Raw genomic sequence first — 16,356 nt, 5'->3', positions numbered from 1 at the left:
ACCCCGACCATGATCGAACCCGGCATTTACAAAGACGTCATGAGCTCGTTCCCTTCGGGCGTCACGGTGGTCACCACCCTCGACCCGGACGGCGGCATCGTCGGCATTACCGCCAGTGCGTTCAGCGCGCTGTCGATCGACCCGGCGCTGGTGCTGTTCTGCCCCAACTATGCGTCGGACACCTACCCGATCCTGCGCGACAGCAAGCGCTTCGCGATCCACCTGCTGTCCGCCGACCAGACCGCCGAGGCCTATGCGTTCGCCAGCAAAGGCAAGGAAAAGGCCAAGGGCATCGAGTGGCACCTGAGCGAGCTGGGCAACCCGCTGCTGGCCAAGGCCACGGCGATCATCGAGTGCGAACTGTGGCGCGAATACGACGGCGGCGATCACGCGATCATCGTCGGCGCGGTGAAGAACCTGATCCTGCCCAAGGAACCGGTCACGCCGATGATCTACCACAAGGGCAAGCTGGGCCCGCTGCCGACCCTGGCCTGAGGCGCGCCGGGGGCAGAGGGAGGGCGCCATGAGGGTTTGTCGCTTAAAGAACGCAGCATGATAAACTTGGGCACGATTTTCGGCCCTCAATCGGCCCCGGCCGGCCGAGGCCTCCAGTTAACCGCTAAATTCAGAGCAGACCCCATGAAACGCGCGCCCCTCGACGACAGCTTCAAGGTCAATCACAACCCGGTCACCCTGCGCGAAATCGTGCTGGAAAAACTGCGCAGCGCCATCATGAACTTCCAACTGCTGCCCGGTGACCGCCTGGTGGAGCGCGACCTGTGCGACCGCCTCGGGGTCAGCCGCACCTCGGTACGCGAAGCCTTGCGTCACCTGGAGTCCGAAGGCCTGGTGGAATTCGCCGACGCCAAGGGCCCGCAGGTAGCGATCATTACCCTGGCCGACGCCGTCGACATCTATGAACTGCGGTGCGTGCTCGAAGGCTTGATCGTGCAATTGTTCACCCTGCGCGCCAAGGCGAAGGACATCAAGGCCCTGGAAAAAGCCCTTGAAGAAAACCGCAAGGCCCTCAAGGACGGCGAGCTGCAACAAGTCATCGACTCGGTGCAGGGCTTCTACGACGTGCTGCTCGAAGGTTCGGGCAACCATGTGGCGGCCACCCAGCTGCGCCAGTTGCAGGCCCGCATCAGCTACCTGCGCGCCACCTCGGTGTCCCAGGAAAACCGTCGCGGCACCAGCAACCAGGAAATGGAACGCATGGTCCAGGCGATCAAGAGCGGCGACCCGCTGGCCGCCCACCAGGCCTGCGTCGATCACGTGCGCGCCGCCGCCGCCGTGGCCTTGGACTACCTCAAGCGCAAACAGGAAGAAACCGGCAAGCTTCCGGAAATCACCCTGCCCATCGCGCTGAAAGAACCGCGCATCGGTCACTGACCTTGGCCAGCCCCAGCTTTTGCCCGACATGCGGCGGCAGTGACCTCGGTCACCAGCTGCCACCGGGCGATACCCATGAGCGCCTGATGTGCCGGGGCTGCGGCTATATCCACTACATCAACCCCAAGATCATCGCCGGCTGCATCATCGAGCAGGACGGCAAATACCTGCTGTGCCAACGCGCGATTCCGCCCCGCCCCGGCACTTGGACATTGCCTGCCGGTTTCATGGAAGGTGGCGAAACCACCGAACAGGCCGCGCTGCGTGAAGTGTGGGAAGAAAGCGGCGTACGTGCCGAGATCGTATCGCCCTACTCGATCTTCAGCGTGCCCAGGATCAGCGAGGTCTACATCATCTTCCGCGCCATCGCGCTGGAGATCACCGGGGAGTTCGGGCCGGAGACCCTGGATTACAAATTCTTCGCGCCCGAGGAGATTCCCTGGGACAGCATCTACTACCCGGCGATCCGGCAGATCCTCGAGCGTTATATCGAGGAACGCCAGGCTGGGGTGTATGGCATCTATATCGGCAACGATGACAGCGGCAAGATTCATTTCATCCGCTGACCGCACGGCCAAACACGGATCAAAATGTGGGAGGGGGCTTGCTCCCGATAGCAGTGTGTCAGTCAATACATGAAGTGACTGAACTACCGCTATCGGGAGCAAGCCCCCTCCCACATTTGGCCCATGTTCGGCCTGATGACCTAGGGTGCCAGCCCTTCCACAATAATAATCTGCGCCACACCTGCCCCCTCCCGGTGCCCCTTCGCCTCCTGATATTCAGCAGACGCGTAACAGGCCACCGCCTGCTCATAGCTCTCAAACTCAATCACCACATTACGCTGCCGTGACGGCCCGCCTTCCATCGCCTCGCTGCGCCCGCCCCTGGCCAGGAACCGCCCGCCAAACTTTGCAAACGCCGCCGGCGCGCGCTGGGTGTACTGGGTGTACTGCTCTGCATCAGACACATCCACATGGGCAATCCAGTAGGCCTTCATCGTGACATCCTCTTGTTGAATTTTTGTGGTATACCATAATACATACAACCAACAAATCGAGCACTCTCCATGTCCTTCAACAGCATCGCAGACATCATCGAAGACTACCGCCAAGGCAAGATGGTGCTCCTGGTGGACGACGAAGACCGGGAAAACGAAGGCGACCTGCTGCTGCCTGCGGCCTGCTGCACCGCCGAGACTATCAGTTTCATGGCCCGCGAAGCCCGTGGCCTGATCTGCCTGACCCTCACCGACGAACACTGCCAGCGCCTGGGCCTGGAACAGATGGTGCCAAGCAATGGCAGTGTATTCAGCACCGCGTTTACCGTGTCCATCGAAGCCGCCACTGGGGTGACCACTGGCATCTCCGCCGCCGACCGCGCGCGCACCGTGGCAGCGGCTGTCGATATCAACGCCGGGCCGGCCGACATCGTGCAGCCGGGCCATATCTTCCCGCTGCGCGCCAAGGACGGCGGCGTGTTGACCCGCGCCGGCCACACCGAGGCCGGCTGCGACCTGGCGCGCCTGGCCGGGCACACCCCGGCGTCGGTGATCGTCGAAGTGATGAACGACGACGGCACCATGGCCCGCCGCCCGGAACTGGAAATCTTCGCGCGCAAGCATGGCATCAAGATCGGCACCATCGCCGACCTGATCCACTACCGCCTCAGCACCGAACGCACCGTGGTGCGCATCGGTGAACGCGACCTGCCGACGGTGCACGGCACGTTCCGCCTGATCACCTTTGAAGACCGCATCGACGGCGGCGTCCACATGGCCATGGTCATGGGCCAGTTGCGCCGCGATACCCCTGCGCTGGTACGCGTGCACGTGATCGACCCGCTGCGCGACCTGGTCGGTGCCGACTACAGCGGCCCGTCCAACTGGACGCTGTGGGCGGCCCTGCAACGTGTCGCCGCTGAAGGCAGCGGCGTGGTGGTGGTGCTGGCTAACCATGAGTCGTCCCAGGCGCTGCTGGAACGCGTGCCGCAACTGACCCAGGCGCCGCGCCAGTTCAACCGTTCGCAGTCGCGCATCTATTCTGAAGTGGGCACCGGGGCGCAGATCTTGCAGGACCTCGGCGTCGGCAAGCTGCGTCACCTCGGCCCACCCCTCAAATACGCCGGGCTGACCGGCTACGACCTGGAGGTGATCGAGAGCATTCCCTTCACCGAATGACGGATAACCGGTAAGGCAAAATGCTTGCACAAAGTTTGGAATACCATAATATGATATTCCATAGACCGAACGCTTCTGCCAAGTGCGCCCGCCAGGGAGAGCACCAATAACAGCCCTTGGCACGGTCGCCTTTTGGGGTCTCGATTAGAGGCTCCCGATGGACCTACTGCTCCCGATAGGCGGGCATTACCAAGCCCGCTCAATAACAAAACAAATGAGGGCGTGAAAATGGTGTTGAACAAACGTGCAACCGCGGTGCTGTTCGCGGGTTTATTGGCTACGGCCACTCACGCGGCCCTGGCAGCCGAAAGCGTCAATTTCGTGAGCTGGGGCGGTAGCACCCAGGATGCGCAGAAGCAGGCCTGGGCCGACCCGTTCAGCAAGGCCAGCGGCATTACCGTGGTCCAGGATGGGCCCACCGACTACGGCAAACTCAAGGCCATGGTCGAAAGCGGCAACGTGCAGTGGGATGTGGTGGATGTGGAGGCCGACTTCGCCTTGCGCGCCGCCGCCGAAGGCCTGCTCGAACCCCTCGACTTCTCGGTGATCCAGCGCGACAAGATCGACCCGCGCTTCGTCTCCGACCATGGTGTGGGCTCGTTCTTCTTCTCCTTCGTGCTCGGCTACAACGAAGGCAAGCTCGGCGCCGGTAAGCCTCAGGACTGGACCGCGCTGTTCGACACCAAGACCTACCCCGGCAAACGTGCCCTCTACAAATGGCCAAGCCCCGGCGTGCTCGAACTGGCGCTGCTGGCCGACGGCGTCCCCGCCGACAAACTCTACCCCCTGGACCTGGACCGCGCCTTCAAGAAACTCGACACCATCAAGAAAGACATCGTGTGGTGGGGCGGCGGCGCGCAGTCGCAACAGTTGCTGGCCTCCGGCGAAGTCAGCATGGGCCAGTTCTGGAACGGTCGCATCCACGCCCTGCAGGAAGACGGCGCGCCCGTGGGCGTGAGCTGGAAGCAGAACCTGGTGATGGCCGACATCCTCGTCGTGCCTAAAGGTTCGAAAAACAAAGCGGCTGCGATGAAATTCCTGGCCAATGCCAGCAGCGCCAAGGGCCAGGCGGATTTTTCCAACCTGACCGCCTACGCACCGGTGAACATCGACAGCGTGCAGCGCCTGGATTCGGTGCTCGCGCCGAACCTGCCGACTGCCTACGTCAAGGACCAGATCACCCTCGATTTCGCCTACTGGGCCAAGAACGGCCCGGCCATTGCGACACGGTGGAATGAATGGCTAGTCAAATGAAAATGACGGCAACCACACCGACCGGGAGCGCCCTCGGCGCTGCCGGCGCGGTTTCGGCCAAGGCCGGGGCGCCGTCCCTCGCGCAGCGCTGGCGGGGGTCGAGCAACCTGATCCCGGCCCTGCTGTTCCTCGGCCTGTTCTTCCTGGCGCCGCTGATCGGCCTGTTGCTGCGCGGCGTGCTGGAGCCGGTGCCGGGCCTGGGCAACTATGAACAGCTGTTCGCCAACTCGGCCTATGCCCGCGTGCTGCTCAACACGTTCTCGGTGGCGGGCCTGGTGACCCTGTTCAGCCTGCTGCTGGGCTTTCCGCTGGCCTGGGCGATCACCCTGGTGCCACGCGGCTGGGGGCGCTGGATCCTCAACATCGTGCTGCTGTCGATGTGGACCAGCCTGCTCGCCCGCACCTACTCCTGGCTGGTCTTGCTGCAAGCCTCCGGGGTGATCAACAAGGCGCTGATGGCCATGGGCATCATCGATGTGCCCCTGGAGATGGTGCACAACCTCACGGGCGTAGTGATCGGCATGAGCTACATCATGATCCCGTTCATCGTGCTGCCGTTGCAGGCGACCATGCAGGCCATCGACCCGATGATCCTGCAGGCCGGCTCGATCTGCGGCGCCAGCCCGTGGACCAACTTCTTCCGCGTCTTCCTGCCGCTGTGCCGGCCGGGCTTGTTTTCCGGCGGCCTGATGGTGTTCGTGATGTCCCTCGGTTACTACGTCACCCCGGCGCTGCTCGGCGGTGCGCAGAACATGATGCTGCCCGAGTTCATCATCCAGCAGGTGCAATCGTTCCTTAATTGGGGCCTGGCCAGTGCCGGCGCCGCGTTGCTGATCTTCATCACGCTGGTGCTGTTCTACTTCTACCTGAAGCTTCAGCCGGAATCCCCGGTTGGCGCCAGCAACGCGAGGTAAGCCGTCATGCTCCTGACCCCCAATGCCATGAGCCGCAGGATGCGCTTGGGCCTCTACACCACCACCGGGTTGATTGGCCTGTTCCTGCTGCTGCCGATTGTGTTTATCGTGCTGCTGTCGTTCGGCTCGTCGCAATGGCTGGTGTTCCCACCGCCCGGCTGGACGCTGAAATGGTACGGCCAGTTCTTCTCCAACGCCGATTGGATGAACGCGGCCATGGCCAGCCTCAAGGTGGCCGTGTTGACCACTGTATTCGCCGTCGCCCTGGGCCTGCCTACCGCGTTTGCCCTGGTGCGCGGGCGCTTCCCCGGCCGCGAATTGCTCTACGGCCTATTCACCCTGCCGATGATCGTGCCCTTGGTAATCATCGCCGTGGCGGTGTACGCGCTGTTCCTCAAGCTCGGCTACACCGGCACGATGTTCGCGTTTGTGGTCAGCCATGTGATCGTTGCGCTGCCGTTCACCATCATCTCGATCATCAACTCGCTGAAGCTGTTCGACCAGTCGATTGAAGACGCGGCGGTGATCTGCGGCGCCTCGCGCTTGCAGGCCGTGTTCAAGGTGACCTTCCCGGCGATTCGCCCGGGGATGGTGGCCGGCGCACTGTTCGCCTTTCTGGTCTCGTGGGACGAAGTGGTGCTCAGCGTGATGATGGCCAGCCCTACCCTGCAAACCCTTCCCGTAAAAATGTGGACCACCCTGCGCCAGGACCTGACGCCTGTGATCGCCGTCGCGTCGACGCTGCTGATCGGCCTCTCGGTGCTGGTCATGGTGATTGCCGCCGCCGTTCGCCGGCGTACCGAAACCCGCGCCTGAGCGCCGAGGAGAAGAACATGAGTGCAGTGATCAACGATGTCGCACAGAGCCACGGCCAACCCCTGGTCAGCCTGCGCAACCTGAACAAGCACTACGGTGAATTCGCTGCCGTGGACAACATCTCGCTGGACATCCAGGACGGCGAATTCCTCACCTTCCTCGGCTCCAGCGGCTCGGGCAAAAGCACCACGCTGTCGATGCTGGCCGGCTTCGAAACGCCAAGCAGCGGCGAGATCCTGGTCAGCGGTCAATCCCTGGTCAACGTGCCGCCGCACAAGCGCGACATCGGCATGGTGTTCCAGCGTTACTCGCTGTTCCCGCATTTGTCGGTGCGCGACAACATCGCCTTCCCCCTGGCGATTCGCAAACTGGCCAGCGCCGAACGCGAAAAGCGCGTCGACGCCATGCTCAAGCTGGTGCAGCTTGAGCAATTTGCGCATCGCCGCCCTTCGCAACTGTCCGGCGGCCAGCAGCAACGGGTCGCCATCGCCCGCGCGCTGGTGTACGAGCCACGCATCCTGCTGATGGACGAACCCCTCGGCGCCCTCGACAAGAAGCTGCGTGAAGACCTGCAAGACGAACTGCGCCAGCTGCACCGACGCTTGGGCATCACCATCGTCTACGTGACCCACGACCAGGAAGAAGCCATGCGCCTGTCCCAGCGCATCGCGATTTTCAGCCACGGCAAGATTGTCGGCCTGGGCAGCGGCTTCGACCTCTACCAGAACCCGCCGAACGCGTTTGTCGCCTCGTTCCTCGGCAACTCCAACTTCCTCAAGCTCAAGGCCCAGGGCAACGCAGTGGCTTCGTTCGAAGGCCAGGCGCTGTCGATCCGCCTGACCACCGGGCTGCACACCGAGCAGGATGTGCTGCTGATGGTACGCCCGGAAAAAGCCTTGGCGCTGAGCGTCGAACAGGCCGCCGAACAACCGCTGGCGGCGGGCTGGAATGAAGTGTCGGCGATTGTCGGTGAAGTGCTGTTCCTCGGCGAAAGCCAGACCTGCACCGTGAAAACCCTGGGCGGCACGTCGATGACGGTCAAGGCGCTGTCCGCTGCCGGCATGCCGCTCAAGGCCGGCGACCCGGTGCGTGTGCGCTGGGCGACGGCGGATGCGTGTGTGTATACGGAGTGGGCTGAAAGCGACCTGAACAAGGCCGCTGGCGCGCATTGAATCCCATGTGGGAGGGGGCTTGCCCCCGATAGCGTTGTGTCAGTTAAAGATGCATTCACTGACACTCCCTCATCGGGGGCAAGCCCCCTCCCACATTTGAAGTGCGTTTATCCGTCAACTCTTGCGCTCGAAAATCGCCCCCTCGATCCCCAGCACTTCGCGGGTATCGGCATAGATCCCCACGCCCTTCTCCCACACCTGCTTGATCGACTGATCCGCGCAGCGAATCTGGTAGTTGAGTTCGAACGGCTCCTGCCGTGACAGCGCGTATTGCACCTCGCGCCACACATAGTCGGCATCCTGCGCCAGGATCAGGCTGTTGTAGGTGAACTCATGGTTGTCTACCAGGCGCTCGGCGGGGTAGCCGGTGAGTTGCAGGCAGCCCGCGCTGACGAATTCCATGGTCCAGTCGCGGTTGTTGCGGCCGCGATAGATCAGGCCCGGCATGCTGTCGAGCAAGCTCATGCTGCTGCGCTGGCTGGCCTGCAAGGCGATTTCGCGGCGCTTGTGGGCGGTGACGTCGCCCGCCACCAGGTAGAAGCCTTGGGGGCCGCGCTTGAGGCTGATGTCAAACCAGCGCAATTCGCCGCTGGGGTGCACAAAACGCAGGCGCTGGTTGAATGAGGTGTCGGGGCGGCGGCGCAGTTCATTCAAGGCCTGGCGCCATAGCGGGCGGTCTTCCTGGTGCACGTAGTCCATCAGGTTACGCTCCGCGCTGTGCGGGCCCATCAACGCGGCCCAGGCCAGGTTGGAGTGGGCGATGTGGCCGTTGTCGCGCAGTTGCACTAAAGCGGCGGGAAAGCAATCCATCACGTCCATGGGCGGCGGCGCAAATGCTTCGGGGCTGTCCCTCATCTAGTGGCGCTCCTCGTGTTTCATCAAGGCGCCGCTGTGCACCCAGGCCGCCAGTTCCAGGCGCGAATGCAGGCCGAGTTTCTGCAACAGGCTGCGCACGTAGATCTTCACCGTGCCGTCGCTGATTCCCAGTTCGCGACCGATCTGTTTATTGCTCATGCCGGCGGCGATCAGCGCCAGGGTCTGGCCTTCGCGCTCGGTGAGGTTGCCGCTGTCGATGGGGTCGCACGACGGCGATGGCTCAGCCTGGTCAGCGAGCAAGGCAATCAGGGTCGAGTCCAGTACGATCGCGCCCTTGTGACAGTTGCGCATATACGCCAGCAACGCATCCGGCTCGGTTTCCTTGAGCACATAACCGCTGGCACCCAGGCGCAAGGCCGTGAGCAACTCGGCGCGATCCATGGAGGCGGTGAGCACCACCACCTGGCAATCCAGGCGCAACTGGCGCAGTTCGTCCAGTACCTGCAAACCGCTGAGGCCGGGCATGTGCAAATCCAGCAGCACCTGTTGCGGCGTCAGGCTCACGGCCAGGTTGATGCCCTCGCGGCCGCTGGCCGCCTGCCCCACCACTTCGAAGTCGCCGCTGGCATCGAACAACTGCGCCAGGCCCTTGCGAAACAACGGGTGATCATCGATCAGTAATAAGGTCGTGCAGTCCATCGAGACTCCCCTGTGGCAGATCGTGGTGGCGACGCAGGCCAAGGTGCACACGCACCCCGTGCGGGCGGATCGCCTCTATGCTCAGCCGTGCACCGATGCTGGCGGCGCGCTCGCGGATAATCGCCAGGCCGAAATGGTTGTGCTCGTCGCAGGCCGGGATCAAGCCGATGCCATCGTCTTCCACCGACACCGAGGCGTCGCCCTCCTGGGTCTGGCGCAGTTCGATCCGCACGTGGCGCGCGTGGGAATGCCGCACTGCGTTGGTCAGGGCCTCGCGGATGATCTGCAGGATCTGCAATTCGGTTTCCGGGCTCAGGGCGTCGTCGGCCAGGCGGTTGTCGAGTTCGAAGACAATGATGCAACGCCGCGAGAACTCCGCGACCGAGTCGGCCAGGGCCTGGCGCAGCGAGCGCCCGTCCATGGTCAGGCGCGCACTGGTGATCAGCTCGCGCACCTGGCGTTGCAGTTGGCTCAGGCCGGTGCACAGGTCCTGCAGGGCCGGCTCGCCCAGTTGCGACTGCAAGCCATGGGCCTGGAACGACAGGTAGCCCAACTGCTGCGCTACCGAATCGTGCAGCTCACGGGCCAGGGCGCCGTGGCGGGAAGTCGCCTGTTTGCGCTGCTGCTCACGGTTGTGGCAGCGCAGGCGTACGGTCACGCCCACCGCCTGCGCCGCCTCTTCCAGTATCCGGCGCCAACTGGCACCGGCCCGCCGAGGGGTGTCGAGCAGCAATGCGCCCTTTTCACCCTCGGGCAAAGCGCACACCAGACGGTGCACGCCCCTTTGCCGGCAAGGTCCGCAGGCTTGAGGAGCGTCCGTCACGCTGGCGTCGCGCCAGGGGCAACGCGCGACGGCCTGGCAGCCGTCGACCGCCCCTCGCCGCGTCGGGCCCAGGTCTTCGCCGCCGAGGATCAGGTTAAGCCTGGCAGGCGGCAGCAGTGCGTCGAAACGGTCCAGGAAACCCGACAAGGCACCGTCAGCGTGCAGGGGCAACCCGGCCAACAACCTGCGCACGCTGCGCGCCTGTTCGGGGCGTACAGGCCCCAACCAGAGCGGCCAGCCTTTTGGTCGTGTCAGCACTCTTTGATAACTCCCCGTCCGGTTGCTCTGCGTGGTCAAGAAGCCCAGCAACTTCCATGCCCCGAATGGCCGGCGCACAAGGCTTATCTCCAAAGGCATAGCCCTTTTTCCAGATTGAGAAGATTTTCCCCATAGGAAAGTATCTCTCCCAACAGGAAACAAAAACGCACCGTGGAGAGCCCGCATGACGCCCACCCAAAGCCGCCCCATCGTGGTGATGCAATCCGCCGCCGCCCGCGCAGCGTTCATCAGCGAACTGCACATGCCCGTGCTGTTGAACGGCGAACACCCTGACTTTGCGCGGCGCCTGCAACACGCGTTGGCCAGCGCCACCGTGGGTTGCCGGCTTTACCTGCTGGGCGACGAAGCCTTTATCTGGCGTGTGCACGGCGAGGCCCGTGCCGCGGGCCTGGAAGACGACGAGATCGACATGACCTGCACCACGCCGGGCCTGCGCCAGGTGTATTGCGCACACTGCGGCCTGACGCAGGCGGCCGGGCAGGCGCCGCTGTTGAACTGCATCGGCTGCCACGTCGGGCTGGAGGTCCGCACGCATTTTTCCCGGCGCCTGGGGGCGTACCTCGGCGTGTGCATCAACCCTGACCAGCCCTACGCGGGGTTCCAGCCATGAGCGCGGCCCTCAACGTCCAGGTCAGCGCAGCACGCATGCTCACGCCCGTCGTTCGCGAATTCACCCTGACGCCCGCCACGGGCAGCCTGCCCGGCTTCTCGCCCGGCAGCCATGTGCAGGTGCACCTGCCGCTGGCCGAAGGCACGGTGCGCAACGCCTATTCACTCACCAGCGACCCGGCGCACCCCCAGCACTATCGCATTGCCGTGCGCCTGCAAGACGCCTCGCGCGGTGGCTCGCAGTACCTGCACAGGCAGGTGCAGGTCGGCGACACCTTGCAGATTTCGCCGCCGGCCAATCTGTTCGCACCCCATGGCACCGCGCGCCTGCATATTCTCATCGCCGCCGGGATCGGGATCACGCCGTTCATGGCCTATATCGCCGCCATGGAACAACAGCAGGCCGACTTCGAACTGCATTACCTGTTCCGCCGCGGCCTCAGCGACGCCTATCTCGACGAGCTGCAACAGCGCCTCGGCCCGCGCCTGCACACCTACGACCGGCGCCCGGACCTGAACCCAATCCTCGGCAACCGGCCGCTGGGCAGCCACGTCTACACCTGTGGTCCGCAGCCCTTGCTCGAGGCGGTTGAGCAACACGCCGCCCGCCTCGGCTGGCCGCTCAAGCGCGTGCATTCGGAAGCCTTCAAGGGCGCACAACCCGGCCAGCCATTCGACCTGCACCTGCTGCGCAGCGGCCGACGACTGCGGGTCGAGGCCGAGCAAAGCCTGCTCGAAGCCCTGGAACAGGCCGGCCTGCAAGTGCCCAACCTGTGCCGTGGCGGGGTCTGCGGGCAGTGCATCACGCGCCACCAAGGCGGCGCCATCGAACACCGTGACAGCTTCCTCAGCCCGGCCGAGCAGGCCGACTTTCTGATGCCCTGCGTCTCGCGCGGCAGCGGCCCCTGCGTTTCGCTGGACCTATAGGAGTGAGTGCCATGCCCCTGCAAACGAGCCACGTGCTGAGCTATCGCGACGATTTCAGTTTTCGCAACAGCCCGGCAGCGATACGCCGTTTTCCCTTTCCCTTTATCGAGGACAGCTACCTGTACTCGGTGAACATCGAACCGGCCATCTCCCGCGACCCCGGCTCGATCTATGAGCACGCCTTCGACATCGACGAGCACTACCGCTCGGAAATGGCCGAGCGCGCCCTGGTGTTGGACAACGACCCGCGCCGCTACCTAGTGATGCCACACATGCAAGTGGCCGCCTGGGATGCACTGCAGATGCTCATGGAGCACCTGGCTACCGACTACCCGCAGTGGTTCAGCCTGGTGCAAGACGGCGAGCGCTGGCAGTGGCGCAACCACCTGCTGGACATCGACCAGCCCTTCATCTTCGGCGATGCCACCAGCCTGCCCTGCGCGCCGCTGGAGTACATCGGCCGCCAGGTGCAGGGGGATTTCGCCCTGCTCGACCAGCGCGACGGCGACCTGTACATGGACGCCGGCCTGGTCACCAGCCCGGCCGACTGGTCGTTGGCGTTCGACGCCGGCATGAGTTTCAAGCAATGGCACGCACCGGTGCCCATGGCCCATCAGATGGGCGTGTTCGAGCGCGCACTGAAGTACCTGCTCAATTTGCAGGTCGGCCAGCCGGTACGGCGCTTGAACTGGACCCTGACCATCAACCCGCGCCTGGATTCGTCGCCGGAAACCTTCCATGAATGGGGCGCCGATCGCGGCCAGATCACCGCCGAGAACGTCGGGCAGCAGGTACACCTGCGGGTCGAGCTGCAAGTGATGGCGCGCCTGCCGCGCAGCCACGCGGTGATGTTCAGCATCCGTACCTACCTGATCAGCCTGGACGAGCTGGTCACGCAACCCGGCTGGGGTTGTCGCCTGCACCGCGTGCTGCGCGACCTGCCCGACCCCATCGCCGACTACAAGGGCATGACCCGCTACCGCCACACGCTGGTCGAGTGGTTGAGCCAGTTCGACCCACAGGCCTGACGCCCCCTCTTCTACGACAAGGAACCTCAAATGACCCACTCATGGCGTATTTCTGCATTGGCCGAACGGCACCGCGCCCTCGGCTCCCTCCTCGAAGACTGGAACGGCATGGGCACTGCCTGGACCTACAGCAGTGACCTCGCCGACCACCACCAGGCGATCCGTACCCGCGCCGGGTTGATGGACGTGTCGGGGCTGAAAAAAGTCCACTACGTGGGACCCCACGCCGAGAGCCTGTTGCAGTGGGCCACCACCCGCGACATCGCTAAGCTTTACCCCGGCAAATCGGTCTACGCCTCGATGCTCGATGAGGACGGCAAGTTCGTTGATGACTGCATCGTCTACCGCACCGGCCCCAACGCGTTCATGGTGGTACATGGCGCCGGCACCGGGCATGAAATGCTCGTGCGCTCGGCCCAGGGCCGGCAAGTGGCGGTGCTGTTCGATGACGACCTGCACGACCTGTCGCTGCAAGGTCCGTTGGCGGTGGATTTCCTCGCCGAACACGTGCCCGGCATCCGCCAACTGGCGTACTTCCATCACCTGCAAACCCGCCTGTTCGACCGCCCAGTGATGATCTCCCGCACCGGCTACACCGGCGAGCGCGGCTACGAGATTTTCTGCAAGGCCGCCGATGCGCCGTTCCTGTGGGACAGCATCCTTGAACAAGGGGCGAGCCTGGGGATCATCCCCTGCGCCTTCACCGCCCTGGACTGGTTGCGGGTGGAAAGCTCGCTGATGTTCTTCCCCTACGACAACTCGCAGATGTACCCCTTCGCCGACCAGAAGGCCGGCGACACCCTCTGGGAAATGGGCCTGGACTTCACCGTGTCCCCGGGCAAGCACGCCTTCCGTGGCGCCGAAGAACACCTGCGCCTGCGCGGCCAGGAGCGTTTCAAGATCACCGGCGTGCTGCTTGAGGGCGTCCGCGCCGCCGAGGCTGGCGACACCTTGTGGCAAGGCAACCAGCAAGTCGGCGTGATCACCTGCGGCATGTATTCGCGCCTGAGCAAACGCTCGATGGCCATCGCGCGCATGAGCGTCGCCTGTTCCGAACCCGGTATTGCCTTGCAGGTTCGCGGCAGCCTTGAGGCCAGCGCCAGCACCCACGCCCTGCCCTTCGATGACCCGCAAAAAACCAAGCGCACGGCCAAGGGCTGAGCCTTCCTTCACGCAATTCAGGAGCCTTCGATGGACGCCTCCAGCGAACATTACATCCTCAAGATCACCTGCCCGGCGGCGTCCGGGATTGTCGCCGCGATCAGCGCGTGCCTGGCCCAACAGCAGTGCTACATCAGCGAGCTGGCGCAGTTCGACGACGAGTTCACCGGGCAGTTTTTCATGCGCGCGGTGTTCCGTTTCAACACCGGCGTGAGCGGCGATATCGGTGCCCTGCGCAACGGCCTCGGCGACCTCGCCGGTGGCTTCGACATGCACTGGCAGTTGTTCAGCTCACGCCAACCGACCCGCGTGCTGCTGATGGTCAGCAAGTTCGACCACTGCCTCACCGACCTGCTCTACCGCCACCGCAAGGGCGAGATGGACATGCACATCACCGCCGTGGTCTCCAACCACCTGGACCTGCGGGCGATGGCCGAGCGCGAAGGCATTCGTTTCATCTACCTGCCGATCACCCAGGACACCAAGGCCCGCCAGGAAGCCGAGCTGATGCGCATCGTCGAAGACACCCAGACCGACCTGGTGGTGCTCGCGCGCTACATGCAGATCCTGTCCGACGGCCTGTGCCAGCAACTGTCGGGCCGGGCGATCAATATCCACCACTCGTTCCTGCCCGGTTTCAAGGGCGCCAAGCCCTACCACCAGGCCTATGACCGTGGCGTCAAGCTGATCGGCGCCACCGCCCACTACGTCACCAGCGACCTGGATGAGGGCCCGATCATCGAGCAGGAAATCCAGCGCGTCGACCATACCCACTTGCCCGACTCGCTGGTCGCCATCGGCCGTGACACCGAAACCGTGGCCCTTTCCAAAGCCCTGAAATACCACCTGGAACACCGGGTGTTCATCAACCAGGACAAGACAGTGATCTTTCGCTGAACCCTTCAGGAGGCACGCTCATGACCCTACGTGTTGCAATCATCGGCGCCGGCCCGTGTGGCCTGGCGCAACTTCGCGCGTTCCAGTCGGCCCGCGACAAAGGTGCCGCCATCCCCGAACTGGTGTGCTTCGAGAAACAGCAGGACTGGGGCGGCATGTGGAACTACACCTGGCGCACCGGCCTCGACGAGAACGGCGAGCCGGTGCACGGCAGCATGTACCGCTACCTGTGGTCCAACGGCCCCAAGGAATGCCTGGAGTTCGCCGACTACACCTTCGAAGAGCACTTCGGCCGGCCCATCGGTTCCTACCCGCCGCGTGAAGTGCTGTGGGACTACATCAAGGGCCGCGTGGAAAAGGCCGGCGTGCGCGACTACATCCGCTTCAACAATGTGGTGCGCCAAGTCACCTTCGACGCACAGAGCCAGCGCTTCACCCTCTACGCCCACGACTACACCAGCGACACCTTGACCTGCGAAGCATTCGACTATGTGATCAACGCCTGCGGCCACTTCTCCACGCCCAAGGTGCCGTACTTCGACGGCTTCGAACAGTTTGCCGGGCGCATCCTGCATGCCCACGATTTTCGCGAGGCGCTGGAGTTCAAGGACAAGGACCTGCTGATTATCGGCAGCAGCTATTCGGCCGAGGACATCGGCTCGCAATGCTACAAATACGGCGCGCGCAGCATCACCAGTTGCTACCGCAGCGCGCCCATGGGCTATGCCTGGCCGGATAACTGGGAAGAAAAACCGCTGCTCCAGCGCCTGGAAAACAACCGCGCGTACTTTGTCGATGGCAGCAGCAAGCACATCGACGCGGTGATCCTGTGCACCGGCTACAAGCACCACTTCCCGTTCCTGCCGGACGAACTGAGCCTCAAGACCGACAACCGCCTGTGGCCGATGAACCTCTACAAGGGCGTGTTCTGGGAACCCAACCCCCGCCTGATCTACCTGGGCATGCAGGACCAGTGGTACTCCTTCAACATGTTCGACGCCCAGGCCTGGTATGCCCGCGATGTGATCCTCGGGCGCATACCACTGCCCGGCCACGCTGATATGGTCGCCGACAGCCAAGCGTGGCACGCACGGGAACAGGCCCTGGAAACCAACCAGCAGATGTTCGAGTACCAGGGCGCCTACATCCAGCAACTGGTGGACGCCACCGACTACCCGAGTTTCGACATCGCCGCCGTCAACGAAACCTTTCTGCACTGGAAGCACGACAAGGCGGAAAACATCATGGGCTATCGCGACAAGTCCTATCGCTCGCTGATGACCGGCACCCAGTCGCCGCCGCACCACACGCCGTGGTTGCAGGCTCTGGATGACTCGATGGCGGCCTACTTGGGAGAGCCCACGACCCCCATCAAGTCGGTCGGCTGATG

At 63.7% G+C, this 16,356-nt stretch carries 18 protein-coding genes; 14 read left to right on the top strand and 4 right to left on the bottom strand.

Annotation, left to right across the window (positions count from 1 at the left end; all coding sequences use genetic code 11):
• Positions 1–9: 9 nt before the first annotated feature.
• From ACI512_RS14765 to ACI512_RS14755, 3 genes are all read left to right on the top strand, one after another.
• Positions 10–495 (top strand): flavin reductase family protein, encoded by a 486-nt coding sequence (locus ACI512_RS14765; protein ID WP_012723573.1) that lies wholly within the window; start codon positions 10–12, stop codon positions 493–495.
• Positions 496–639: 144 nt separating this feature from the next.
• The gene (locus tag ACI512_RS14760; protein ID WP_012723572.1) at positions 640–1,392 is read left to right on the top strand and encodes a GntR family transcriptional regulator; all 753 of its coding nucleotides are present in this window, start codon (positions 640–642) and stop codon (positions 1,390–1,392) included.
• Between the two features lie 2 nt (positions 1,393–1,394).
• Positions 1,395–1,958 (top strand): NUDIX hydrolase, encoded by a 564-nt coding sequence (locus ACI512_RS14755; RefSeq protein WP_012723571.1) that lies wholly within the window; start codon positions 1,395–1,397, stop codon positions 1,956–1,958.
• Positions 1,959–2,098: 140 nt separating this feature from the next.
• Here ACI512_RS14755 and ACI512_RS14750 read toward each other — a convergent pair whose 3' ends face one another.
• Entirely contained in the window at positions 2,099–2,392 is a 294-nt protein-coding gene (locus ACI512_RS14750; RefSeq protein WP_012723570.1) for a DUF1330 domain-containing protein, read from the bottom strand.
• A gap of 69 nt (positions 2,393–2,461) precedes the next feature.
• Here ACI512_RS14750 and ribBA point away from each other — a divergent pair, with 69 nt between their 5' ends.
• From ribBA to ACI512_RS14725, 5 genes are all read left to right on the top strand, one after another.
• Positions 2,462–3,571, top strand: a complete 1,110-nt coding sequence (ribBA, locus tag ACI512_RS14745) for a bifunctional 3,4-dihydroxy-2-butanone-4-phosphate synthase/GTP cyclohydrolase II (RefSeq protein ID WP_231807832.1) — start codon at positions 2,462–2,464, stop codon at positions 3,569–3,571.
• Positions 3,572–3,799: 228 nt separating this feature from the next.
• The gene (locus ACI512_RS14740) at positions 3,800–4,825 is read left to right on the top strand and encodes an ABC transporter substrate-binding protein (RefSeq protein WP_012723568.1); all 1,026 of its coding nucleotides are present in this window, start codon (positions 3,800–3,802) and stop codon (positions 4,823–4,825) included.
• Positions 4,822–5,739, top strand: coding sequence for an ABC transporter permease (locus tag ACI512_RS14735; RefSeq protein WP_064052598.1), 918 nt, complete (start codon positions 4,822–4,824; stop codon positions 5,737–5,739). Before ACI512_RS14740 ends, ACI512_RS14735 begins: the two co-directional genes overlap by 4 nt.
• A 6-nt stretch (positions 5,740–5,745) precedes the next feature.
• Positions 5,746–6,555: an ABC transporter permease gene (locus ACI512_RS14730; RefSeq protein WP_010567348.1), complete on the top strand. Its 810-nt coding sequence runs from the start codon at positions 5,746–5,748 to the stop codon at positions 6,553–6,555.
• Positions 6,556–6,572: 17 nt separating this feature from the next.
• Entirely contained in the window at positions 6,573–7,727 is a 1,155-nt protein-coding gene (locus ACI512_RS14725; RefSeq protein ID WP_012723566.1) for an ABC transporter ATP-binding protein, read from the top strand.
• A 114-nt stretch (positions 7,728–7,841) separates the two neighbouring features.
• Here the strand turns inward: ACI512_RS14725 and ACI512_RS14720 are convergent, their stop codons facing one another.
• From ACI512_RS14720 to ACI512_RS14710, 3 genes are read right to left on the bottom strand one after another with little or no spacing between them, the layout of a single operon-like run.
• Positions 7,842–8,582 (bottom strand): PAS domain-containing protein, encoded by a 741-nt coding sequence (locus ACI512_RS14720; RefSeq protein WP_236380190.1) that lies wholly within the window; start codon positions 8,580–8,582, stop codon positions 7,842–7,844.
• Complete coding sequence (locus ACI512_RS14715) at positions 8,583–9,242, bottom strand: response regulator (RefSeq protein ID WP_046035758.1); 660 nt, start codon at positions 9,240–9,242, stop codon at positions 8,583–8,585.
• Complete coding sequence (locus ACI512_RS14710) at positions 9,211–10,257, bottom strand: ATP-binding protein (RefSeq protein WP_046035770.1); 1,047 nt, start codon at positions 10,255–10,257, stop codon at positions 9,211–9,213. Before ACI512_RS14710 ends, ACI512_RS14715 begins: the two co-directional genes overlap by 32 nt.
• 250 nt (positions 10,258–10,507) lie before the next feature.
• Here ACI512_RS14710 and ACI512_RS14705 point away from each other — a divergent pair, with 250 nt between their 5' ends.
• The 6 genes from ACI512_RS14705 to ACI512_RS14680 are packed head-to-tail and all read left to right on the top strand — an operon-like array spanning position 10,508 to position 16,354.
• On the top strand, positions 10,508–10,954 hold the full coding sequence (locus tag ACI512_RS14705; RefSeq protein ID WP_236380193.1) for a dimethylamine monooxygenase subunit DmmA family protein: 447 nt from the start codon (positions 10,508–10,510) through the stop codon (positions 10,952–10,954).
• Entirely contained in the window at positions 10,951–11,880 is a 930-nt protein-coding gene (locus tag ACI512_RS14700) for a PDR/VanB family oxidoreductase (RefSeq protein WP_236380194.1), read from the top strand. Before ACI512_RS14705 ends, ACI512_RS14700 begins: the two co-directional genes overlap by 4 nt.
• An 11-nt stretch (positions 11,881–11,891) precedes the next feature.
• The gene (locus ACI512_RS14695; RefSeq protein WP_236380195.1) at positions 11,892–12,908 is read left to right on the top strand and encodes a DUF3445 domain-containing protein; all 1,017 of its coding nucleotides are present in this window, start codon (positions 11,892–11,894) and stop codon (positions 12,906–12,908) included.
• 30 nt (positions 12,909–12,938) lie between these two features.
• Positions 12,939–14,069, top strand: a complete 1,131-nt coding sequence (locus tag ACI512_RS14690; RefSeq protein WP_064052592.1) for an aminomethyltransferase family protein — start codon at positions 12,939–12,941, stop codon at positions 14,067–14,069.
• 30 nt (positions 14,070–14,099) lie between these two features.
• Entirely contained in the window at positions 14,100–14,966 is an 867-nt protein-coding gene (gene purU / locus ACI512_RS14685) for a formyltetrahydrofolate deformylase (protein ID WP_236380196.1), read from the top strand.
• 20 nt (positions 14,967–14,986) lie between these two features.
• On the top strand, positions 14,987–16,354 hold the full coding sequence (locus ACI512_RS14680; RefSeq protein WP_236380197.1) for an NAD(P)-binding domain-containing protein: 1,368 nt from the start codon (positions 14,987–14,989) through the stop codon (positions 16,352–16,354).
• The last annotated feature ends 2 nt before the right edge of the window (positions 16,355–16,356 follow it).

It is taken from the genome of Pseudomonas petroselini, assembly GCF_045037875.1.
Classification (GTDB): Bacteria; Pseudomonadota; Gammaproteobacteria; order Pseudomonadales; family Pseudomonadaceae; genus Aquipseudomonas; species Aquipseudomonas petroselini.
The sequence above is the reverse complement of the archived record's forward strand: the minus strand, read 5'-3'. Positions and strand labels throughout refer to the sequence as shown.